The organism is Rhodococcus sp. G6(2025) (genome assembly GCF_058628105.1).
This window is the reverse complement of the sequence record NZ_CP179750.1, coordinates 6,686,579-6,708,428: the sequence shown is the minus strand read 5'-3', so window position 1 is coordinate 6,708,428 and position 21,850 is coordinate 6,686,579. Positions and strand designations below refer to the sequence as shown.

Annotated in this window: 20 protein-coding genes and 1 pseudogene; 14 read left to right on the top strand and 7 right to left on the bottom strand. The window is 67.6% G+C overall.

The genetic code is table 11. The features are described 5' to 3' along the window. The first annotated feature begins 358 nt into the window (after positions 1 to 358). Positions 359 to 1,831: a glycoside hydrolase family 183 protein gene (locus ACLIVD_RS31035; RefSeq protein WP_491931180.1), complete on the top strand. Its 1,473-nt coding sequence runs from the start codon at positions 359 to 361 to the stop codon at positions 1,829 to 1,831. Between the two features lie 58 nt (positions 1,832 to 1,889). Here the strand turns inward: ACLIVD_RS31035 and ACLIVD_RS31030 are convergent, their stop codons facing one another. Further along, entirely contained in the window at positions 1,890 to 3,101 is a 1,212-nt protein-coding gene (locus tag ACLIVD_RS31030; protein ID WP_491931179.1) for an SfnB family sulfur acquisition oxidoreductase, read from the bottom strand. Positions 3,102 to 3,227: 126 nt separating this feature from the next. On the opposite strand from ACLIVD_RS31030, the gene sfnG reads away from it, so the two are divergent. Then, complete coding sequence (gene sfnG / locus ACLIVD_RS31025) at positions 3,228 to 4,343, top strand: dimethylsulfone monooxygenase SfnG (protein WP_105415672.1); 1,116 nt, start codon at positions 3,228 to 3,230, stop codon at positions 4,341 to 4,343. Between the two features lie 43 nt (positions 4,344 to 4,386). Here sfnG and ACLIVD_RS31020 read toward each other — a convergent pair whose 3' ends face one another. From ACLIVD_RS31020 to ACLIVD_RS31010, 3 genes are all read right to left on the bottom strand, one after another. Next, positions 4,387 to 6,042 (bottom strand): FAD-binding dehydrogenase, encoded by a 1,656-nt coding sequence (locus ACLIVD_RS31020; RefSeq protein ID WP_280780495.1) that lies wholly within the window; start codon positions 6,040 to 6,042, stop codon positions 4,387 to 4,389. Then, positions 6,039 to 6,746, bottom strand: a complete 708-nt coding sequence (locus ACLIVD_RS31015) for a TetR/AcrR family transcriptional regulator (protein ID WP_283333798.1) — start codon at positions 6,744 to 6,746, stop codon at positions 6,039 to 6,041. Before ACLIVD_RS31015 ends, ACLIVD_RS31020 begins: the two co-directional genes overlap by 4 nt. A 107-nt stretch (positions 6,747 to 6,853) precedes the next feature. Then, positions 6,854 to 8,179, bottom strand: a complete 1,326-nt coding sequence (locus ACLIVD_RS31010; protein WP_283333799.1) for an MFS transporter — start codon at positions 8,177 to 8,179, stop codon at positions 6,854 to 6,856. 135 nt (positions 8,180 to 8,314) lie between these two features. Between ACLIVD_RS31010 and ACLIVD_RS31005 the strand changes: the two genes are divergently transcribed. The 3 genes and pseudogenes from ACLIVD_RS31005 (at position 8,315) to ACLIVD_RS30995 (ending at position 10,103) form a co-directional block, all read left to right on the top strand. After that, positions 8,315 to 9,484: an LLM class flavin-dependent oxidoreductase gene (locus ACLIVD_RS31005; protein ID WP_283333801.1), complete on the top strand. Its 1,170-nt coding sequence runs from the start codon at positions 8,315 to 8,317 to the stop codon at positions 9,482 to 9,484. Positions 9,485 to 9,730: 246 nt separating this feature from the next. Further along, a pseudogene (locus tag ACLIVD_RS31000) lies at positions 9,731 to 9,982 on the top strand (VOC family protein); the annotation flags it as partial. A 10-nt stretch (positions 9,983 to 9,992) separates the two neighbouring features. Beyond that, positions 9,993 to 10,103 (top strand): helix-turn-helix domain-containing protein, encoded by a 111-nt coding sequence (locus ACLIVD_RS30995; protein WP_280780490.1) that lies wholly within the window; start codon positions 9,993 to 9,995, stop codon positions 10,101 to 10,103. Between the two features lie 32 nt (positions 10,104 to 10,135). Here the strand turns inward: ACLIVD_RS30995 and ACLIVD_RS30990 are convergent, their stop codons facing one another. Then, entirely contained in the window at positions 10,136 to 10,648 is a 513-nt protein-coding gene (locus ACLIVD_RS30990) for a CGNR zinc finger domain-containing protein (protein WP_283333802.1), read from the bottom strand. Positions 10,649 to 10,911: 263 nt separating this feature from the next. On the opposite strand from ACLIVD_RS30990, the gene ACLIVD_RS30985 reads away from it, so the two are divergent. From ACLIVD_RS30985 to ACLIVD_RS30970, 4 genes are read left to right on the top strand one after another with little or no spacing between them, the layout of a single operon-like run. Next, on the top strand, positions 10,912 to 12,762 hold the full coding sequence (locus ACLIVD_RS30985; RefSeq protein WP_283333803.1) for a hypothetical protein: 1,851 nt from the start codon (positions 10,912 to 10,914) through the stop codon (positions 12,760 to 12,762). Next, positions 12,759 to 12,962 carry a hypothetical protein gene (locus tag ACLIVD_RS30980; RefSeq protein ID WP_491931178.1) on the top strand — a complete coding sequence of 68 codons (204 nt, stop codon included), beginning with the start codon at positions 12,759 to 12,761 and terminating at the stop codon, positions 12,960 to 12,962. Before ACLIVD_RS30985 ends, ACLIVD_RS30980 begins: the two co-directional genes overlap by 4 nt. Beyond that, positions 12,963 to 13,325 (top strand): hypothetical protein, encoded by a 363-nt coding sequence (locus ACLIVD_RS30975; RefSeq protein WP_491931177.1) that lies wholly within the window; start codon positions 12,963 to 12,965, stop codon positions 13,323 to 13,325. It begins immediately after the preceding gene. Further along, a complete protein-coding gene (locus tag ACLIVD_RS30970; protein ID WP_491931176.1) occupies positions 13,322 to 14,656 on the top strand; it encodes a hypothetical protein in 1,335 nt (444 codons plus the stop codon). Before ACLIVD_RS30975 ends, ACLIVD_RS30970 begins: the two co-directional genes overlap by 4 nt. Positions 14,657 to 14,672: 16 nt before the next feature. On the opposite strand, the gene ACLIVD_RS30965 is transcribed toward ACLIVD_RS30970, so the two are convergent. Together ACLIVD_RS30965 and ACLIVD_RS30960 are read right to left on the bottom strand one after the other, a co-directional pair. Next, positions 14,673 to 15,479: a family 1 encapsulin nanocompartment shell protein gene (locus tag ACLIVD_RS30965; RefSeq protein ID WP_005251300.1), complete on the bottom strand. Its 807-nt coding sequence runs from the start codon at positions 15,477 to 15,479 to the stop codon at positions 14,673 to 14,675. Further along, entirely contained in the window at positions 15,476 to 16,528 is a 1,053-nt protein-coding gene (locus tag ACLIVD_RS30960) for a Dyp-type peroxidase (protein WP_491931175.1), read from the bottom strand. Before ACLIVD_RS30960 ends, ACLIVD_RS30965 begins: the two co-directional genes overlap by 4 nt. A 153-nt stretch (positions 16,529 to 16,681) precedes the next feature. Here ACLIVD_RS30960 and ACLIVD_RS30955 point away from each other — a divergent pair, with 153 nt between their 5' ends. The 5 genes from ACLIVD_RS30955 (at position 16,682) to ACLIVD_RS30935 (ending at position 21,846) form a co-directional block, all read left to right on the top strand. Then, positions 16,682 to 17,107 carry a pyridoxamine 5'-phosphate oxidase family protein gene (locus tag ACLIVD_RS30955; protein WP_491931174.1) on the top strand — a complete coding sequence of 142 codons (426 nt, stop codon included), beginning with the start codon at positions 16,682 to 16,684 and terminating at the stop codon, positions 17,105 to 17,107. Positions 17,108 to 17,303: 196 nt separating this feature from the next. Further along, positions 17,304 to 18,656 (top strand): MFS transporter, encoded by a 1,353-nt coding sequence (locus ACLIVD_RS30950; protein WP_491931173.1) that lies wholly within the window; start codon positions 17,304 to 17,306, stop codon positions 18,654 to 18,656. After that, complete coding sequence (locus ACLIVD_RS30945; RefSeq protein WP_491931172.1) at positions 18,653 to 19,681, top strand: Gfo/Idh/MocA family protein; 1,029 nt, start codon at positions 18,653 to 18,655, stop codon at positions 19,679 to 19,681. The genes ACLIVD_RS30950 and ACLIVD_RS30945 overlap by 4 nt, the downstream gene beginning before the upstream one ends. Continuing rightward, on the top strand, positions 19,678 to 20,730 hold the full coding sequence (locus ACLIVD_RS30940; RefSeq protein ID WP_418339760.1) for an alcohol dehydrogenase catalytic domain-containing protein: 1,053 nt from the start codon (positions 19,678 to 19,680) through the stop codon (positions 20,728 to 20,730). The genes ACLIVD_RS30945 and ACLIVD_RS30940 overlap by 4 nt, the downstream gene beginning before the upstream one ends. A 102-nt stretch (positions 20,731 to 20,832) precedes the next feature. Then, positions 20,833 to 21,846: a LacI family DNA-binding transcriptional regulator gene (locus ACLIVD_RS30935; protein WP_005251307.1), complete on the top strand. Its 1,014-nt coding sequence runs from the start codon at positions 20,833 to 20,835 to the stop codon at positions 21,844 to 21,846. The last annotated feature ends 4 nt before the right edge of the window (positions 21,847 to 21,850 follow it).

Genomic DNA, 21,850 nt, shown 5'->3' with positions numbered 1-21,850 from the left:
GGGCCCGCAGCGCAGAGGGCGAGGAGCTCGGGGTCTCGTCGCGGACCGGGAATCCGGTGGATGCGCACGATCAGTGAATACCGGGCGATCCGGAGCGTCAACAGATGCAATCCGGTGTTCACCGATCCCTTGACGGTGTTCGGCACGCGAACACACCGGTCGAAAGTCGTTGACCTGCGGTATCGGTGACTCCGCGTACGGGTCACTTCCGCCGTCACGTGGCAGGAGTCACAGCCTCGATTTCGGATCGGGACAAAAATGTTACCGCCAGGTATGGCGTGTGGTAACCGGCGAGCGTACAAGCGCGATGCTATGTTCCCCTCGCCGGTAGTGGCCGGAGTTGACGGAGGGGTCGGGGATGTCGAAGAGGTGGGTCGCGTCGGTCGCGGCAGTGGCGATCGGCTCGGGCATGATCGCCTATTCGAACCAGAACACCGCCGTCGCGGAACCCGAGCCGGTGTCCAACGGCCTATCCGGCAGCGGTCCCTGCGCGAGCGAGGTGTCGAACGAGACACATTCGCTGATACCGGAGAAGCTCGAGATTCCGATCCCGTACCCCAAGATCACGACGGTGCCGTATCCCGCCCCCGTCACCGAGCCCGTCCGCGTGTCGCAGGCGTTGCCCGCCGACACGTGCACCGATCCGTGCCCCGACCTCACCGACGAGACCGACCACGCCCCGGGAAACCTGTCGAGCGTGCTGAACATCCCCGACGTCAGCGTGAAATTCACACCCTTCCACTTCGGCATTCCCGTCCCGGGCGCCGACATCCAGTTGCCCCCACCGCCGCCCCTCGTGCACCCCGCGACCGAGGAGGCGCCGCGCAGCGCGGCCCCGGCCACCCCGAAGATCGGCGACGTGACCCGCGTGGCCAAGGTGACCGGGTCCGGTTCCGTCAGCCGCACCGACAAGCGTTACCAGGTCAACGGCACCGACCTCGGCATCATGTGGGAGAGCGCCCCCGACCAGATCGCCGTCGCGTTCGGCGACACGGTCGGCAAGGGATTCCAGCCGCCCGGTGGTCAGGGCGACGACTGGCGCAGCAACGTCCTCGGTTTCAGCTCCGACCGCAACCTGTCCGACGGTATGAGCCTCGACAGCATGGTCCAGGACAGCCGATGCCACGCGGCGGAACTGCTCGACAGCCGCAAACTCGACAACATCGAGATCACCACCATCCCGACCTCGGGTTTCGCCGTCGGCAACCGGCAGTACATGAGCTACATGTCGATCCGCACCTGGAACAGCATCCCCGCCACGTGGTGGACGAACTACGGCGGCATCGCCTACTCGGACGACGGTGGATCGACGTGGACCAAGGACCCGTACGCGAAGTGGGACAACATCTTCGGTGTCACCAAGTTCCAGGTCGCGTCGATGGTCCCGGCCGGCGACTTCGTGTACATGTTCGGCACCCCCAACACGAGGCTCGGCGCCATCGGTCTGGCCCGAGTCCCGGCCGCCGATGTGCTGAACACGTCCGCGTACCAGTACTGGCAGAACGGCAACTGGACGCCCGTCGGTGGTTACACGGAGGCGACGCCGATCGTGGACGCCCCCGCCGCCGAATTGTCCGTGCGCTACGAGGAGGCCACCGGCAAATGGCAGATGGCGTACCTCGACACGTCCAAGGCGGCCATCGTTCTCCGTGAGTCCGACTCGCCGCAGGGCGCCTGGTCCGACGGGGCGCCGATGGTCAGCGCCGTCGAGTACCCGGAACTGTACGGCGGCTTCATCCACCCGTGGTCGAGTGGCGACGATCTGTACTTCACCATGTCGACCTGGTCCGACTACAACGTCTTCCTCATGAAGGCGGACATAGGCGGGTAGCGCCCGTGCGCCTTTTTGGTAGCTCCCGCAACCAGAAAGGCGCACAGGCCCGGAGGGCCTACAGCAGGCCGTGGCGGGGCGGGACGGTGCCCGACAGTGTCCACCGGCCGATGTGCTGGATCTTCCACCGCGTGGGGTCGTGGAGGGTGTGGGTGCGGGCGTCGCGCCAGTACCGCGACAGGTTGGACGTTTCCGACGCACTGCGGGTGCCGCCCAGTTCGAACAGCACGCTCGACGCCTCGAGTGACGCGCGGGCGGCGGCGACCTTGGCCGCGGCGGCGTCGATCGAGGCGACCGCGGCGCTCTGTTCGCTCAGGTCGCGCCGGGCTGCGTCGATGCTGCGCGCACCCTCCCGGAGGAGTGCCGTCGCGGACCGGACGCTGACCGCCGCCTCACCGGCCAGTTGGATCAGCAGGGGATCGTCGACGGCGTCGGTGACGCCCGCCTCGAAATAGGGCCGTGCCCGACGCGCGGAGCGCACGCCCTCGTTCAGGGCCGCTGCGGCGATCCCGGCGTCGATGGCGGCGTGCAGGATCTGGGCCTGCGACCCGTACGTGGTGGGTGCGTCGAAGATGGGGGAGAACGGTACGACGTGGAATGCAGGCACCCGGACGGCGTCCAGGGTGACGGTTCCGCTCGCCGTGGTCTTCTGCCCCATGCCGTCCCAGTCGTCGACGATCGACAGTCCGGCGGTGGTGCGCGGCAGGTAGGCGACGGCCTTCGCGGGCGTCCCCGTCGGAGTCGTCGTCCCCGGAAGGGTGGCCCGTACCGCGATCCAGTCGGCGAACAGCGCGCCCGTGCTGTAGAACTTGCGACCGTCGACGACGAAGTCGCCGCCCTGCTCGGTGAGCGTCGTGGCGTCGATATCGATCGTCTTGGTTCCGCGCTCGCTCTGGGCGTTGGCGAACCGGCGCCCCGCGAGCACCTCGGAGTAGAAGAATTCCTGTTGCGCGGGCGTGCCCTGGTGGCGCAGCACCTCGAGGAACGTGTAGTGGCTGTGCGGGATCTGCGCGATGCTCGGATCGCCCTCGGCGAGAAGGCGGAAGACTTCGGCGAGGGTTTCGGTCCGCGCGTCGATGCCGCCGTGCTCGCGGGGAACACCGAGTGCGAGCAGTCCGGACGCGGCGAGAGCGCCTACCTGTTCGTAGGGGAGTTGCCGACCGGCATCGCGGCCTGCCGCCTCCTCGGCGAACTGTGCGGCGAACTCGGCAGCGACGGCGAGGGCTTCGGCCTCGTCACTGATGCGGTGGGCGCTCTGGACGGCGGTCATGCCTGACCTCCCTGTACTGCTGTCATGCCGTCGAACCTCACACGGACCCGCGAGCCGGGTGAAGGGTTGGACGCGCGCTGATTGGAAGGGTGGGCGTGAGCAGGGCAGGCGGGTTGCATGCTGGGTATGTCAACCGAACACATCGCTGAGCAGATCAAGTTCGCCTACTGGGTGCCCAACGTCAGTGGCGGGCTCGTCACGTCCGACATCGAACAGCGGACCAGCTGGGATTACGAGTACAACAAGAAGCTCGCCCAGACCGCCGAGAACAACGGTTTCGAGTACGCGCTCAGCCAGGTCCGGTACGAGGCCAGCTACGGGGCAGAGTTCCAGCACGAGTCGACCAGCTTCAGCCTCGCACTGCTGCTGGCCACCGAACGGTTGAAGGTCATCGCTGCCGTCCACCCGGGTCTGTGGCAGCCCGCGGTGCTGGCGAAGCTGGGGGCCACGGCCGATCACCTGTCGAACGGCCGGTTCGCCGTCAACGTCGTGAGCGGCTGGTTCAAGGACGAATTCACCCATCTCGGGGAGCCGTGGCTCGAGCACGACGAGCGGTACCGGCGCAGCGCCGAGTTCCTGCAGGTGCTCCGCAAGATCTGGACCGAGGACGACGTCGACTTCCGCGGCGACTTCTACCGCATCCACGACTTCACCCTCAAGCCGAAGCCGCTGAACACGCCCGACCGTCCGAACCCCGAACTGTTCCAGGGCGGCAACTCCGCCGCCGCACGGCAGAACGCGGGCCGGTACTCCGACTGGTACTTCAGCAACGGCAAGGACTACGACGGCGTCACCGAACAGATCGTCGACGTGCGGAAGGTGGCGCGCGAGCACAACCGGGAAGTGAAGTTCGGGCTCAACGGATTCATCATCGCCCGCGACACCGAGAAGGAAGCACGCGACACCCTCCGCGAAATCATCGAGAAGGCGAACAAGCCCGCGGTCGAGGGATTCAGGTCCGCCGTCCAGCAGGCCGGCGCGTCCACCGCCGACAAGTCGGGAATGTGGGCCGACTCCACGTTCGAGGATCTCGTCCAGTACAACGACGGATTCCGCTCCCAGTTGATCGGGACGCCGGAGCAGATCGCCGAGCGCATCGTCGAATACCGCCGCCGCGGAGTCGACCTCATCCTGGGCGGATTCCTGCACTTCCAGGAGGAGATCGAATACTTCGGCGCCAACGTCCTGCCGCTGGTCCGCGAACTCGAGGCTTCCGAGAGGCTCGCGCCCGTGAGTGGTTAACGAGCCCAGGGACTCGTCAACCCCACACGGGTGGCGGAGCCGCCTACAGGTGCCGGGCCAGCGCGCGGCCCGCGGCCCGGCCGGAGAAGATGCAGCCGCCGAGGAAGGTGCCCTCGAGTGCGCTGTAACCGTGGACGCCGCCGCCGCCGAATCCGGCGACCTCACCGGCGGCGTAGAGACCCTCGAACGGTGTGCCGTCGGGCCTGATCACCTGCGAGTCCAGGTTGGTTTCGAGGCCGCCGAGGGTCTTGCGGGTCAGCAGGTGCAGCCGGACCGCGATCAGGGGACCGTTCTTGGGGTCGAGCAGTTCGTGGGGGCTCACGACGCGGGTGATCTTGTCGGCCAGCAGGTTCCGTGCATTGTGGATCGCCATGATCTGGAAATCCTTGGTGTAGCTGTTCTTCACCTCCCTGTCGCGGGCCACGATTTCACGTTCGAGGTCCTCGTACTTCAGCGGTGCCTCGGGGGTGAGGGCGTTCATGCCGTCGACGAGGTCACGGAGATTGTCGCGGACGACGAAGTCCGCCCCGTGCTGTTTGAACGCCTCGACGGGACCGGGCGCGCCCTTCTTGAGGCGTTCGGCGAGCAGCTTGAAATCGCGGCCGGTGATGTCGGGGTTCTGCTCGGAGCCCGACAGCGCGAACTCCTTCTCGATGATCTTCTGGTCGAGGACGAACCACGTGTGGTGGTGGCCGCTGTTCATGATGTGGTCGAGGGTTCCCATGGTGTCGAAGCCGGGGAAGTTGGGGCTGGGCAGGCGTTTGCCGTTGCCGTCGAACCACATCGACGACGGTCCGGGGATGATGCGGATGCCGTGGTTCGGCCAGATCGGGTCCCAGTTCTGGATCCCCTCGGTGTAATGCCACATCCGGTCGCGGTTCACGATGTTGCCGCCCGCGTTCTCGGTGATCTCGAGCATGCGGCCGTCGACGTGTGCGGGGACGCCGGCGAGCATGTTCTCGGGAGCCTTGCCGAGGCGCGCGGGCCAATTCTTCTTGACCAGTTCGGGATTGCCGCCGATGCCGCCGGACGTGACGACCACGGCCTGCGCGGCGAATTCGAATTCCCCGACCGGGGTCCGCGAACTCTTCACACCGCGTGCTTCGGTGGACGGTTCGAGGACGGTGCCGCGCACGCCGGTGGCGGCGCCGTCGGTGACGACGATCTCGTCGACCTGGTGACGATGCTTGAACGTGACGAGGCCCCGCTTCGACGCGGCCATCACGCGGGTGAGGAAAACTTCGACGACCCCCGGACCGGTGCCCCAGGTGATGTGGAAGCGCGGAACGGAATTGCCCTGTCCGAGTGCGGATCCGCGTCCGCGTTCGGCCCACCCGACGTTCGGCATCAACCGCAGCCCGAGGTCGTGGAGGTACTGCCGCTTCTCGCCTGCGGCGAATTCGACGTACGCCTGGGCCCACAGCCGCGGCCACTGGTCTTCGCGGGCTCGATCGAAGGCCGCGGTGCCCATCCAGTCCTGGATCGCCAGTTCGTACGAGTCCTTGATGCCGAGGCGCCGCTGTTCGGGGCTGTCGACGAGGAACAGGCCGCCGAGCGACCAGAAGGCCTGCCCGCCGAGATTCGCGGAACTCTCCTGGTCGACGACGAGGACCTTCCGGCCCGCCTTGACCATCTCGTAGGTGGCGACGAGTCCGGCCAGTCCGGCGCCGACGACGATCACATCAGCCTGTTCGGTCACGAGGACCCCTCTTTCCGGTGTGTGTGGGTGTGGGTGGTGTCGGGTTCGGTGTACGCGGCCACGACGTGGGTGAACAATTCGAGACGTAGTTCCCGGGCAGACGCGTCGTCGTCCTCGATGAGGCACTGGACGCTCGTGCCGTCGTGCAGGGCCACGAGCGCGCGGCCGAGCACCCGCGGATCGCCGACGACGCGGCGCCCGAGCCGGTGCAGCGCCTTCTCGAGGATCGGCACGATGGTCGCCAGAATCGTGTCCTCACGTGCTGCGAGGGCCTTCTTCAGCGACGGGTTGCGCAGGGCGTGGGCGGTGAATTCCGCGTTGATCCGGTACCACTGGTCGTCGACGGGGACGACGCCGAGCACCAGTTCGGTGCCGGCGCGCAGTTTTTCGGCAGGCGTGAGCCCCGCGAGGTCGATGCTGGACGAGTCGGCGGCCAGCCGGATCTGTGCGAGCATCGCGCTGGAGCGCTGTTCCCACATGGCGAAGAACATCTCGTCCAGTGATGCAAAGTTGGAGTAGAAGGCGCCGCGGGTGTAGCCACCGCGTTCGCAGATCTGCTCGACCGTCGACCGTCCGAAGCCGTTTTCGGCGAACACCTCGACCGCGGCGTCGAGCAGACGCCGGCGTGTCTGGCCTCGCCGTTTCGTCACCCGGCGGGGTGTGTCGGTGGCAGGCTCGGTGGAGCGCGCCGGCGACGTCGGCATGGGCCCTCCTCCGATCGGGTCGACAGCAGCCGTCGATACACTAGCGTATCGGATACACCAGTGTATCGAACTCGGCTGTCAGAGCCCGTTCGGAGAATTCTGCGGTCTCAGAGGTAGAGGTCCTGCTTTCGGATCAGGGCCGTCGCCACGACGCTGACGACCGAGGTGGCGACGAGGTATCCGCAGGCCAGCCAGGGAGTTCCGCCGGCGACGGCGATCAGGGCGGTGAGGATCATCGGCGTGATGCCCGATGCGTAGATTCCGGAGAACTGGTACACGACGGACAGGCCGGTGTAGCGGATCTCGGTGGGATATAGGCTCGCGTACAGCGTGCCCTGCGCACCGTAGAAGAGGGCGTGGACGACGCCGAACACGAGCACCATCGCGACACCGAACAGGATGAGATTCTCCGTGCCGAACAAGGCGAACGCGGGGAAGACCGCGAGCCCGTAGGCCCCGATCCCGACGAGGTAGATCCTCTTGGCGCCGTAACGGTCGACCAGCAGACCGGAGAACGGCAGGAGCACGGCCATGACCGTCGCGGCGACGGTGACGACCAGGAGGACGGGGATCTTCGCGAACTCCAGATTCTTGGTGGCGTACGTGATCGCGAAGACGCCCCAGGTGTTGAACGCGGCGCCCTCACCCCAGCGCGAGAGCAGGCCGAGGAGGGTGCCCCGGCGGACCCGGCCGCGGAACACGTCCTTCAGCGGAGCGGAGGAGCGCTTCGCGAGGTCGTGCACTTCCTGGAACGCCGGGGTCTCCTCGACCTTCAGCCGGACCACGAATCCGACGAATACGAGAATCAGGCTGAGCAGGAAGGCGATCCGCCACCCGTAGGAGAGGAACTGGGCGTCGTCGAAGATCACCTGCAACGCGGCGAAGACGCCGGTGCCCAGGGCCAGGCCCAGCGCCAGGCCGATCTGGGGAATGCTGCCGAAGATGCCGCGCTTCTTCGCGGGACTGTGTTCGACGGCGAGGAGCACGGCGCCCGCCCATTCACCGCCCAGTGCGAACCCCTGCAGGATGCGCAGCAGGAGCAGCAGGATCGGCGCGATCACCCCGACCTGCGCGGCCGTGGGCAGCACACCCATCAGAGCGGTGGCGATGCCCATGATGAACATGGTGAGCGCGAGTGTCTTCTTGCGTCCGATGCGGTCGCCGATGTGGCCGAAGACGACTCCGCCGATCGGCCGGACCACGAAACCGACCGCGAACGTGGCGAACGCCAGCATGGTGCCGACGAACGAACTCTGATCGGGGAAGAACAGCTGGTTGAACACCAGGCTGGCGGCCGTCGCGTAGAGGAAGAAGTCGTACCACTCGACTGTCGTCCCCAGGAGGCTGGCGGCGACGACGGTGCGGAGCCGCTTGCGCCGCTCGAGGTCGGACTCGGTCGAAGGTGTGTACGGGGCGTCGGACAGCGTAGTCATAGCGCGGCGACCGTAACCCTGCCCGCTGCGGTCGGGCACGATTCCGAATCACGGTGATCGAAACCCTCGCGCCCCGGCTTCGTCGTTGATGAACTGGCCTGCGCTGCCCATCTGTCGTCGACAAGAGGATCGCGCGTGTCTCTGCATTTCCACTGGTTCCTTCCCACCTACGGTGATTCCCGCAACCTGATGGCGGGTGGTCACGGGAGTTCCATGGCAGGAGACCGTCCCGCCACGCTGCGGTACCTCAATCAGATCGGCGCGGCGGCGGAGTCGAACGGCTTCGAATCGGTGCTGACGCCCACCGGCGCGTGGTGCGAGGACGCCTGGCTCACCACGGCCATGATGCTGGAGACCACGGAGACGTTGAAATTTCTGGTCGCGCTGCGGCCGGGTCTGCTCAGTCCCACGCTGGCCGCGCAGATGGCGGCGACGTTCCAGTGGCAGTCGCAGGGGCGGTTGTTGCTCAACGTCGTCACCGGCGGCGAGGACCACGAGCAGCGCACCTACGGCGACTACCTCGACAAGAACCAGCGCTACGCCCGCTGCGGCGAGTTCCTCGACGTCATCCGTCAGCTGTGGGCGGGAACCGGACCGGTCGACTACGCAGGCGACTACATCCGGGTGGAGAACGCCCAGTTGCAGCGCATCCCCGACCCGGTGCCGCCGATCTTCTTCGGCGGTTCGTCGCCGGCCGCGGGCACCGTCGCGTCCCAGTTCGCCGACACCTACCTCACCTGGGGTGAACCGCCGAGCGCCGTCGCCGGGAAGATCGCCTGGATCCGCGACCTCGCCGACGTCCAGGGCCGCACGCTCGATTACGGCATCCGGCTGCACGTGATCAGCCGCGACACGTCCGAGGAGGCGTGGGCCGAGGCCGACCGCCTGCTCTCCGCCCTCGACCCGGCGACGGTCGAGCAGGCACAGCAGAGCCTCGCCCGGTCGGGTTCCGAAGGTCAGCGCCGCATGCGTGAACTGCACGGCGGGGGAAGCGCCTACTCCGAGGACGCCGGAGTGCGTGCCCTCGAGGTGGCCCCCAACCTGTGGTCCGGTGTCGGGCTGGTCCGCGGCGGCGCAGGCACCGCGCTGGTCGGCTCCCACGAGGAGGTCGCCGACCGCATCGCCGAGTACGCGGCGCTCGGACTCGATCACTTCGTCCTCTCCGGCTACCCGCACCTCGAAGAGGCCTTCAACTTCGGCGAAGGGGTCCGGCCGATCCTCGAACGCCGCGGGCTCGTGCACTCGCGCAGTCACCGCCCCGGCGACCTGTCCGGGTCGACGGCGTTCCTGTCCTCGAGTCGGTAGCCACTGCCAGACTGGGGGCATGGCAGCGGTCGGGCGAGCGCGAACCTGACGGTCACCGAGATCTGCCGCCTCGTCGGTACACCAGCCTCGGGTCGTTCAGTGTCCAAATTCCGCCAGCTGGTCGGCGCGTCGCCGTCGGTGTATCAGGCGAAGTTCGCCGAGCACGGGGCGCCGCGCATCCCGGGTGCCACGTGTTCATGCACGGCTGAGCGACCGCCGGTGACCGCCGCAATTTCGGAGAAGAGCCGCCCCCTCGACGCCGACATGGCAGACGCGGTCCGCCGGTCGCTCGAGAGCGGGACGATGGGCAGATTCGGGTTGACCACCACCGACTGTCACGAGACGTACCGGGATTTGGTCGCCAGGGTCGTCGAGTTCACGCAGCCGCCGGCCGAACGGCCTTACGGCATCGAGGCGGTGATTCGTGAATCTTTCGGCGCAAACCCGGTCCTTCAGGTCCGGGATAGCCGATCTGGTTTTGTCGGACTGTGTGGCTAGTGTCTGGGTTATGGCGGGGAGGGTGGTGAAGCGGGCGTTCAAGTACCGTTTCTATCCGACTGTGGTGCAGGCGGATCAGGTGGAGAAGCGGGAGTACACGGGGGAAGATTTCGCTCACTGACGGCGAGCCGTCGATTGCATACTGACCAAGTGTCAGCGCGCCCGGTGGCGTCGAACGGCGTCCCGGTTCGCGCACTTCGGTGAGCAGTACCGCTGACGGCCGTTGCGGGACGTGTCGGCGTAGATGGCGGTGCACTCCTCGAGTGCGCAGCGGCCGAGCCGGTGCATGCCGCGGCCGACGAGGTGCAGTGCGGTGCCGACGGAGAAGAGCGCCTCGAGCACGCCAGCCAGCGACTGCTGGTCGTCACGGTAGTGGAGGTGCCAGCCGTCGCCGGCGTGGTTGGTCAGTCGCGGGTAGGCGGATGCCTTCGTGAGCATGAGGTTGACCTGTTCGGCCCGGGCTTCGTCGCTGGTGGTGTCCGCGATCGACGCCCACCGGTCGAGCATCGCGAGCACGTCGGCGAGGTCGTCGTCGGTGACGGGGAAGTCGACGACGATGCCGGCGTCGACGCATCGGTCGACGAGGTCGCCGGTCGAGTCGGGTGGGTGATTCGCGAGGTCGGCGGCGAGTGTGACCGCGTATTCGCCGTAAGGGTTGAGATGCACAATGCCATTACATCATGCTGGGTGCATGAGCGAACATCACGAACACGACTGGCAGGAAGTATCTCGGCATCGGACGAGCACGGGAGTCGTCACGTACCTCGGCTGCACGTGCGGGCGGTGGCAGTTATCGCTGGTCGAGGCTTCGATAGAGGAATCTAGCCATATCTACGTCTGATCGCAGATCTGAATAGATTTGCCTACGAACCGCCGTGTGCCGGGTCGAGGGTCTGGCGTTTTCGGCACGAGGCGCACATAATCACCACGTGAGCCAAGTTACTGTTACTCCGAGTTCACCCATTCTTGCCCAATCGGGCGGAGAGGGTGGCGGTGCGGCGTTCGATCAGATCATCGGAATCTCGGTGGCGACGGCGATCATCACCGTCGGTCTGCTGTGGATCGCATACCTGCACCGCACACGCAAGATCACGTGGCTGCAGACGACCGCCGATACGGCGGCGCGCGCGCTCGACCGGCCCCCGTGGGTGGCCCTGCCCCTGGTGACGTTCGTCGGGACCATACTGACGGCGTTCTTCGGCTTCATCTGGGACGTCAGCCTGCACATCGGGCGAGGCCGCGACGACGGGCCGCTCGCGAACCCCGCGCACTACTTCATCCTCGTCGGACTCTTCCTGCTGTTCATCACCGGGATGCTGGCGATGATCCTTCCGCGCGACGAGAAACCCGGTCCGGCGGCGATCAAGATCACCCGCACCTGGTATGTCCCGGTCGGCGGCGTCCTGGTGGCCGGGGCGGGGCTGTACGCCCTCATCGGGTTCCCCCTCGACGATGTCTGGCACCGGATCTTCGGTCAGGACGTCACGCTGTGGGGGCCGACGCACCTGATGCTGATCGGCGGTGCGGGGCTGTCGCTGATCGGCGTCCTGCTCCTGGACTACGAGGGCCGGATGGCGACCCCCGGTGACACGAAGCAGGACAGCAGGCTGATCTGGTTCCTGCGGTGCGGCACGTTCGGTGGCCTGCTCATCGGCCTGTCCGTCTTCCAGATCGAATACGACTTCGGCGTCGAACAATTCCGCCTCGTCCTGCAACCGATGATGATCGCGGGCGCGGCCGCGTTCACCCTGGTGGCGGCACGCATTGTTCTCGGACCCTTCGCGGCGATCGTGGCCGTGGCGGTGGCCGGCGTCGTGCGTGCGATCACGGCACTGATGGTGGGACCGGTTCTCGGCGCCCCCACGAACGTGTTCGAACTGTGCCTCGGCGCTGCGGTGCTGATCGAACTGCTCGCCCTGACACCGCTGATCAAGAATCGGGTGGCCTTCGGTGCCGTCGGCGGACTTCTCGTTGCGACGGTCGGGCTGTGGCTCGAGTCGCTGTGGATCGACGCCGTGTACATCTACCCCTGGCCCACCAGCATGTGGCCGGAGGCGCTGGCCATGGCCGTGCCCGTGGGCATCGCGGCCGGGGCCTGCGGCGCCCTGCTCGGGCGGGTGCTCCGATCCGAGGGACTTCCGCGTCCCGCGATCAGCCGCACCATCGTCGTCGCCACGGTCGTGGTGATCGCCGGGGCCACGGCCAACGGACTCGTCGCGACCGTCCCGGACAACGCCACGGCGACAATCGCTCTCACGGAGGCCGCGCCGGACGGCGGCCGGATGGTCGACGCGGAGGTGCGTATCGACCCACCTGATCTCGCCAGTGACAATCCCGCCTGGGTGTCCATTCTGTCCTGGCAGGGCGGCACCGGACTGGGCAACGGATTCACGGTCGACCGACTCGAACGCACCGGGCCCGGCACCTACCGGACTCACGAACCGGTGCCGGTCCACGGAACGTGGAAGACGTTGCTGCGCGTGCAGGACGGGCGCACGATGACGGCCGTCCCGATCTACCTGCCCAGCGATCCGGGCATCGGAGCCGAGGAACTCCCCGCCGTCGCGTCCTCGACCCGTGACTTCGTCCCGGAAATCACCATCCTGCAGCGGGAGCGGAACTTCGATCACCCGTCCTGGCTGTTCGGTGCCGCGTCGCTGGTCGTGCTCGTGTGCACTCTTGCGCTGATCACCGCGCTGGCCTGGGGAGCGGGCCGGATCAGCAAGTACACGCAGGGGCAGGCGGCCACCGGCACCCGCGAGGACGTGACGGTGACATGAATCCGGTGAACGGCCCGGACGTCGTCTACCTCGCCGATCACTCGGTGCTGCTGGCGATTCCCGCGTTCGTCCCTGCGTTCCTGGTGGCCGGCCTGGTCATCTACCTGGCGGTCCGGGACCGCAAGGCGGAAGCGGCCGAGAACGCCGAGAACGCCGAGAACGCGAAACACGGCCCGAGTGAGAAAGACGAGGAGAATTAGGTGATCAGGCGGTTGGCCGGAGTTGTCGTGGTACCTGCTGTCGTCGCCGCCCTGGTGTCGGGCTGTGGAGGCGACAGCGACACGCCGGCAACGGAGGACGGTGTCGTGATCAACGTCGTGATCGACGGCGGTTCGGTGACACCGAGCAACGAGCGCATCGAGGCCGCGGTGGGGGAGACCGTCACCGTGCGGATCGAGAGCGACGCCGACGACGAACTGCACGTGCACGCCGTGCCGGAGCATTCGTTCGAGATTCACCCCGGAACCCAGGAAACCCAGTTCTCCGTGGACGTTCCGGGCCAGGTGGCGGTGGAATTGCACGACGCGGGTACGACGGTGGCCACCCTGCTCGTGCGTCCATGACCGTTGTTCTCGCGCACGGCCTCGGCGGATCCACCGACCTTCCGATCCCGTTCACGTATGCGCTGATCGGGGCGAGCTGGGCGCTCACCGTCTCCTTCGTGGTCCTGGCGTTCGCGTGGCGCACACCGAAGCTGGACCCGGACAGTCCCGGGCACCGGTTGCCCGGCTGGGTGACGCGGTTCGCCGACGCGCCGATCACGCGGAACGTGCTGGCGGCGTTCGGTCTGGTGTTCGCGGTGTGGGTGGCGCTCGCGGCGTTCTTCGGACCCTCGGAGTCCTCGGAGAATGCCCTGCCGGGCGTGTTCTACGTGCTGCTCTGGGTGGGACTGGTCGCGGTGTCGCTGGCGTTCGGACCGGTGTGGCGAGTGCTCTCCCCGGTCCGCACGCTTCACCGATCGGTGTGCGCGGTGATCGGGCGCTCCCCGACGGAAGGCACTGCGCGGTACCGCAACTCGTGGGGGTACTGGCCCGCGGTCGCGGGACTGTTCGCCTTCGTCTGGCTCGAGCTCGCCTCCGGCGACCCGGGTTCCGTTGCCGCCGTGCGTACCTGGCTGCTGATGTACGTCGTGGTCACGACGGCCGGGGCCTTCACCTGCGGCGAGCGCTGGTGTGAGCGCGGCGATCCGTTCGAGGTGTACAGCACGCTGGCGTCGCGGTTGTCTCCACTGAGCCGGGATCGGCACGACGGCCGGATCGTGCTGCGCAATCCGCTGGACCACCTGGGATCGATGCCCGTTCGTGCCGGCTCCGTCGCGTTGATGGCAACGCTGCTGGGATCCACGGCCTTCGACAGTTTCTCGGCGTTCCCGTGGTGGGCGCGGCTGGTGGACGGAATCGGTTCCCCGATCGGCGCGACTCTCGCGCGCACCGCCGGGCTCCTGGCGTTCATCGGCTTCGTCGGGGTGTCGTTCTGGGTGGCCTCGCGGGCCGCGGGCGGATTGCGGCCGGAGCAGCGCGCCGCCCTCCCTGGGCTGCTGTCGCATTCGCTGATCCCGATCATCATCGGCTACGTCTTCGCCCACTACCTGACGTATCTCGTGGAGAAGGGTCAGGCGACGGTGATCCTGCTGGCCGACCCGATGGGTCGGGGGTGGAACCCGCTGGGACTCGGCGACGCGGAGGTCTGGTACGTGCTGTCCGAGCACCCGGCCGCGACGGCGTCGATCAAGGTGCTGTGCGTCCTCGCCGGGCACGTCCTCGGAGTGATTGCGGCACACGACAAATCCGTACGGGTCCTGCCCCGGGGTCATCAGCTGACCGGGCAGCTGGCACTGCTGTTCACGATGGTGACGTACACCTTCGGTGGGCTGTACCTGCTGTTCGGCGGTTGACGACCCCGGCCGGGGGTCAGCGTGCGAGGACGACCGCAGCCTCCGCGGTGAGCGAGGCGAACGTGAACGTCTCTTCGAGGTAGAGCGTGACGTCGGTGGCGGTGTGGCTGTCGTAGCCGATCGACAGGTCCGTGCCGAGGGTCAGCTGGTTGTCGCCACCGCGGGTGGACAGCACGTACCCACCGCTGATGGCGGGTGCCCAGATGATGTCGCCGGTGACCAGGTCACGCAGGTGGTGGAACACGGGATGTCCCTCGTCGCGGGTCTCGCTGACCGCGGTGTACGCGTCGGCGTCGAGTACCACCGAATACGGTCCCTCGACACCGGCGAGTCGCAGCGCCGACAGCGCGGACGCCACGGCGTCGGGGATGAGCAGCGGATCCTCCGGCAGACTGAGAACCGGGTTGTCGCTGGACGGTCCGAGTCCGCGGATGCCCGCCTCGTCGAATCCCTGGAAGATCGACTGGTCTTCCGCGAACGCGACGGCCTTCGCGGCGTCCTTGACGGGCTGCCAGTCGGAATCGAGGGAACCCCGGGCGACGTCGTCGACCTCGGCCCGGCTGAGGGTGAACGGGAACCGGAGTTCGACGAGCGGGTCCACCTGCCGCTGCTGTGCGCGGATCCTGCTGTCCGACGTCTTGATCGGGGTGACCCGGCCGAGGTTGTGGGCCGAGTAGGAGTATCCGAACGGTCCCGCGACGTCGACGACGCGTCGACCGGCGACGTGGCGCTTGAACGTGCGGGCGGCCTCTTCGCCGATCTGCTGCCAGGCAACCTCGGTGACGGGTGCCAGGTTGCGGTGCAGATTGCTCGAATCACTCATTGCGATACTCCTTTGAGACCACCGATTTTCAGGGACAGGTCGTACGGGCCGGCCGCGGCGGGCCCGACCGGGTCTTCGGGTGCCGACTCCGCGTCGGCCGGCTCGTCGCCGAGCGATTCGAGCACATCCCGGCTCGGCACGAAGAACAACGTGCCGGTGGCCGCCGTGGAGAAGTCGAGGATGCGGTCGTAGTTGCCGGGCGGTTCGCCGAGAAACATGCGTCGCAACATCAGCTCGGTGACGGCGGGATCCTTGGCGTACCCGATGAAGTAGGTGCCGTATTCAGCCTCGCCGAGGCTGCCGAAAGCCATGTTGTCGCGGAGGATGTCGTGCTCGACGCCGTCGTCGTCGACGATGGTGTTGAGGGTGACGTGCGAATTGACGGGCTGGACGTCGTCGTCGAGTTCGACGTTCTCGAGCTTGGTGCGCCCGATGACCCGTTCCTGTTCCTCGGTGCTCAGCGTGCTCCACGCGCTCATGTCGTGCAGGTACTTCTGCACGATCACGTAACTGCCGCCCCGGAAGTCGGGATCTTCGTCGCCGATCAGTGCGGCGTCCGCGGCGTCGTCGTCGGTGGGATTCTCGGTGCCGTCGACGAATCCGAGGAGGTCGCGGGAGTCGAAATAGCGGAAGCCGTGCACCTCGTCGACCACGGTGGCGGCGGAGCCCAGCGCGGAGACGATCTGGCGGCCCAGTTCGAAGCACAGGTCCTTGCGGGCGGCCTTGATGTGGAACAGGACGTCACCCCGCGTGGAGGGCGCGCTGTGGACCGGCCCGGACAGCGGGACGAACGGATGCAGGTGCGCCGGCTTGGACGACGAGCTCACGCGGTCCCAGAACTGCGCACCGACACCGACCACGCAGGACAGCGAGCCGGCGAGTTCGCGGAATCCCACCGCCTTGAGCGGTCCGTCGATCCCGGAGATCACATCGCACACCGTCGTGCGGGCGTCGTCGGAGTCCCCGGCGACGAGCACCAGGAACAGGGAGGCAGGGCTGGGCGGAGTGAGGACTGATTGGGGTGCCAATCTCGCGACTGGGCCTGGCATCTTTGTCTCCGTTCACTTCGACGTACGACGCTGCACTGTCCGGAACCTCAGGTCCCATCTAACCGTTTCGAACCGCCAGGTTCCATTCAATCGGTCCGCCGCGCCGGTGCGGGGCCCCGGAATCTGTCGGTGGTGGCTCCTATCGTCGAGGTCATGCCATTGTCTGTGTCCGAGCGCGAACAGTTCCTGTCCGAGCCGCACATCGCGGCGCTGTCGGTTTCCGCCGGTGAGAACCGCGGACCTCTGACGGTCCCGATCTGGTATCAGTACGCCCCGGGGGGTGATCTGTGGGTACTGACCGGCGCCGGTTCGGAGAAGGCGCGCCTCATCGAGGCGGCCGGGCGATTCACCATGATGGCCGAGCGGGTCGACCCCACCGTCCGGTACGTCTCCGTCGAGGGCGCGGTGACGCGCACCGTCCCGGGAACCGACGACATGCTGCGGGAGGTCACCGAGCGCTACCTCGCGCCGGAGAAGGTCGACGCTTACCTCGATTTCGCTCGGGCCGAACTCGGTGAACAGGTCGCCATCTACCTCCGTCCCGAGCACTGGCGATCGGCAGACATGGGTCCGGCCTGACCGCGGGGCCGGTTGCGTCCCGCGTCGATGATGAAAGCGGTATCTGACCGGGACTAGCCGGGAAACGTCGAGGATATTGCTGTGAACTGTGGAAACGGGAATCAACCCGCCTAGTCGAGAAAGCGTTTACAAATTTGGTGACGTGGGTCATAGTAGTCGGGTTCCGGCAGTTTCCCTTCACAGTCAGGAGTTCTCGATGGGCATGACCGAACTCGGCACCGAGCGGTCGACCGCGGTGCCGCACGGGTCGGCAGGGCAGCAGCGCCGCCGGGTGATCAAGGCGAGCGCGGCGGGAACCGTGATCGAGTGGTACGACTTCACGCTCTACGGTCTCGCCGCTGCCCTCGTCTTCGGGCCGCTCTACTTCCCCGGGGCGGGATCTCTCGCCGGCACGATGGCCGCCTTCGGGACGTTCGCCGTCGGGCTCGGCGCCCGCCCGATCGGTGGGCTGGTGTTCGCGCACTTCGGCGACCGGCTGGGCCGCAAGCCGATGCTCCTCATGACACTGCTCGTCATGGGCGCCTCGACGACGCTGATCGGTGCGCTGCCCACCGCGGACGCGATCGGCATCTGGGCGCCGATCCTCCTCATCGTGCTTCGCCTGTTCCAGGGCGCCGGCGCGGGCGCCGAGTTCGCCGGGGCGATCACGATGGTCACCGAATCCACGGACAGCTCCCGCCGCGCTCTCTCCAGCGCCTATCCGGGAGCCGCGATCTACGTCGGCACCGGCGGCGCCACCATGATCTTCGCGCTGCTCACGCTGATGCCCGACGACCAGTTCCTGTCCTGGGGCTGGCGTATTCCGTTCCTGGCCAGCGCCGTCATCGTCCTGGTGGCCGGCTATCTGCGGCTGAAGGTGAACGAGACCGCCGTGTTCAAGGAGGCCGCCCAGCACGGCGAGGTCGACCGTGCACCGCTGGTCGAGGCGGTCCGCAACCACTGGCGGCAGATCCTGTGCGGACTCGCCCTGTTCAGCTTCGTGATTCCGTGGGCCTACGTCATGCAGGTCTTCGCGCTCTCGTTCGTGACCAAGACCCTCGGCGTCGATTCCACTCAGGCCCTGATCGGATTGATCGTCGCCGAGTTCTGCGCCATTCCCGTCATCATCGGGTTCGGCCGCCTGGCCGACAAAGTCGGCCGCAAGCCGGTCCTGTTGTCCGGCGCCATCTTCGGCATCGTCTTTCCGTTCCCGATGTTCATGATGCTCGACACCCGGTCACCGTGGATGGTCGGACTGGCGCTGATCCTCGGCATCTGCCTCGTCCAGGGCACGACGTCCGGTCCGGGCGGTGCGCTGCTCTCCGAACTGTTCCCCACCAAGATCCGGTGGAGCGGCATCGCGATCTCCCGGGAGATCCCGGCTGCCGTGGTCGGCGGCACGATCCCGCTGGTCGCCACCGCCCTCGTCGCGGTCGCGGGCGGAACGCCCTGGCTCGTCGCGAGCTACCTCATGGGCTTGAGCGTGGTCGGGCTGATCGGCATCGCCCTGCTTCCCGAGACCCTCGGCCGGAGCGTGGGTTCGCGCACGTCCGTCGAGGCCGCATCGTGACCCGTCGCGTCGTGGTGATCGGCGCCGGACTCGCGAGCGCCGCGCATCTCACGGCACTCCGGGCTGTCGGCGCCGACGTGGTCGGTGTGGTGACGCGCGACGAGACGAGGGCGGCGGCGGCACGCCGGCTGGCACCGGAGGCACGGATACTCCCGAGCCTCGACGCGGCCGTAGCCCTGGACGCCGACACGGCGGTGGTTGTCACGCCGCCGTCGAGTCACCTGGCCGTCGCGTCGGCACTGGCCGAGCGCGGCCTGAACCTGGTGATCGACAAACCGCTGGCGGCCTCGTTGCACGAAGCGCAGGCGATCGTCGACGTCGCCGAGCGGTCCGGTGTGCGGGCCGTGGTCACGCTGCAACACCGCTACAAGGAGGCGGCGCGTCGCGCCCGGCAACTACTGTCGGACGGCGCGATCGGCACCCTCCGCTCGGCGACCGTCACCGTCCCGCTGTGGCGCCCCGACTCCTACTACGCCGAGGCCGGACGCGGGACCTGGGACCGCGACGGCGGCGGAGTGCTGATCACCCAGGCCATCCACACCCTCGACCTGTACCTGTCGCTGGCCGGCCCGGCGCGCAGTGTCGTGGCCGCGGCTTCCACCAGCCGAGGCCGGCTCGAGGCCGAGGACACGATGCACCTCCTGATCGACCACGGCACCCATGCGGCGTCGGTGACGGCGAGCACGGCCGCGTGGCCGGGCGGAGCCGAGACGATTCACCTCTACGGCGACGCGGGACAGATACGGCTGGTGGGGGATTCGCTCGTCCAGATCGACGACAGCGTCCGCCCGGTCGTCGGCGGGTCCGTCGACGCGTCCGGCCCGGACCCGCTGTCCATGACGGCGTGGTTCCGGTCGCTGTACGACGACGTCTTCACCAGTTGGGCGTCCGGCGCGGCGCCGCTGTCCGTCGCCCGGTCCGGGCTGCCCGTGCAAGCGGTGATCGACGCCGCCTACCGGTCCGCCGCGGCCGGCACGATGCCTGTCAGTGTCTTCGAGGGAAGGAAAAGCGCATGTCAGTCTTGAGTATTCGGGTCGACGGCCCGAACGACTACCGGCTCGACCACGGCGACGTCGCGGCGCCCGGCGAGGGGGAGGTGCTCGTCGCTCTCGACTCGGCCGGGATCTGCGGCGGCGACCTGTCACACCTGCGTGGCCGGAACGCCGTCGCCGCCTATCCGACGGTGCTCGGCCACGAATGCGCGGGACGTGTGGCGCGGGTGGGTCCGGGCACGAGTCTCACGGTCGGTCAGCCGGTGATGGTCTACCCGACCACGGGATGCGGCCGATGCCGCGCCTGCCGCGACGGCCGGATCAACAACTGCCCGAGCATCCGGGTGTTCGGCCTGTCCGACCCGCGCGGGTGTTTCAGTGAGGAGTTCGTCGTTCCCGAGACGCAGTGTGTGCCGGTGAGCGACTCGGTGCTGGAGCGTTTCGGGGCCCTCGTGGAACCGCTTGCCGTCGGAGTTCATGTGGTCCGGCGCGGCGGCGCGTCGGAGGGGGACACCGCGCTGGTCATCGGGACCGGTGCGATCGGTCTCGCGACCACGCTGGTGGCCCGGAGCCGAGGCGTCCGGGTATTCGGTGTCGATCGCTACACCGAACGGGAGCAGCCTGCCCTGGCGTGCGGGATGAGCGACTTCACGACCGGCTCGGGGGCCGCGCTCGAGGGCTGGCTCCGGGACCGGACGGATTCGGTCGATCTCGTCTACGACACGGTGTGCACCGAGGACTCGTCTCGGCTGGCGCTGCGGGTCCTCGCGCCGGGCGGCCGGTACGTGGCAATCGCGTCCGCGAAACCGGGGCACGAACTGACCCTTGACTACAGCGCGCTCTACGCCCGCGAACTGTCCGTCGTGGCCTGCCGGAACTACGTCCGGCAGGACTTCGTCGACGCGGCCGAACTCCTCGAATCGGGGAAGGTGGACGCGTCACCGCTGCACACCGCGACGTTCCCGCTGGACGAGTTCGGTCGCGCGGTCGAGGAACTCGAATCGAACGGCAGCAAGCACGTCAAGGTGCTGCTGACCTCGCGGAAACTGCTCGGGACGCGCGCCTTGTTGCGCAAGGAGTGAGCGTCCGCGTGATCCGGGGCCGTCTTCGCGATACGCTGTAAGCGTTTCCACCCACCGAGGTGGTAGACGGTAGCAATGGCGACGAGAGATGTAGAGGCAGCGATGGCTGATCAGACCCGAGTGCCCGCGAGCCGTCGCGTCACGATCAACACCGTAGCGAAGGCGGCCGGGGTCTCGATCGCCACCGTCTCCCGTGTCATGAGCGGCAGCTCGTCGGTGACCCCGGATCTCGCGGCCCGGGTCCACAAGGTCGCCGACGAGCTGTCCTACCGGCCCAGCACCGCCGCCCGCGGACTCGTCCTCGGGTCGCTGCGGAACATGGGCGTGATCCTGCCGGACCTGGCCAACGCGTACTTCTTCGACGTCGTCAAGCAGATGCACCACGGCGCCACCGCCGACGGATACCGCATGCTCGTCGCCGACTACTCCGGTGACGCGGCCGACGAACTCGCCACCGCACTCGACCTGCTCGGCCAGGTCGACGGCCTCGTGCTGCTCTCGTCGAGGATTCCGACGAGTGGCCTGAAGGAACTCGCCAAGCAGTCGACGCCCGTCCTGCTCGTCAACCGGGTCGAGCTGGAAGTCGATCTCCCCATGGTCGCCGTCGACAACTTCACCCCCATGATGCAGCTGTGCGGGCATCTCGCGAAGCTCGGCCATCGCCGGATCGTCTACGTGAAGGGCTCGGATCTGGCCTGGCAGAACCGCGAACGGTGGCGGGCCATCGAGATGGCGAAGGTGCTCGGGATCGAGGCGACGGCGGTGCCGTCGGACGGCACCATCGAGGGTGGTTACGACGTGGTGGAAGAAGCACTCACGCACGAGCCGACCGCTCTCGTCTGCTTCAACGACCTGACGGCGCTGGGCGTCATCTCGAAACTGCGTGAGCGCGGACTCCGCGTCCCCGAGGACATTTCGGTCACCGGCTTCGACGACATCGACATGGCACGTCACCTCGCGCCGCGCCTGACCACGGTGGTCAGCCCGAAGATCGACCTGGGTGACCAGGCGTGGTCGCTGATGCGCGCGGCCCTGAACAACGAGACCACCACGTCTCCGCCGCTGATCCCCGCCGACGTCGTCATTCGCGAGTCGACGGGGCCCGCCTCGAGCTGAACCG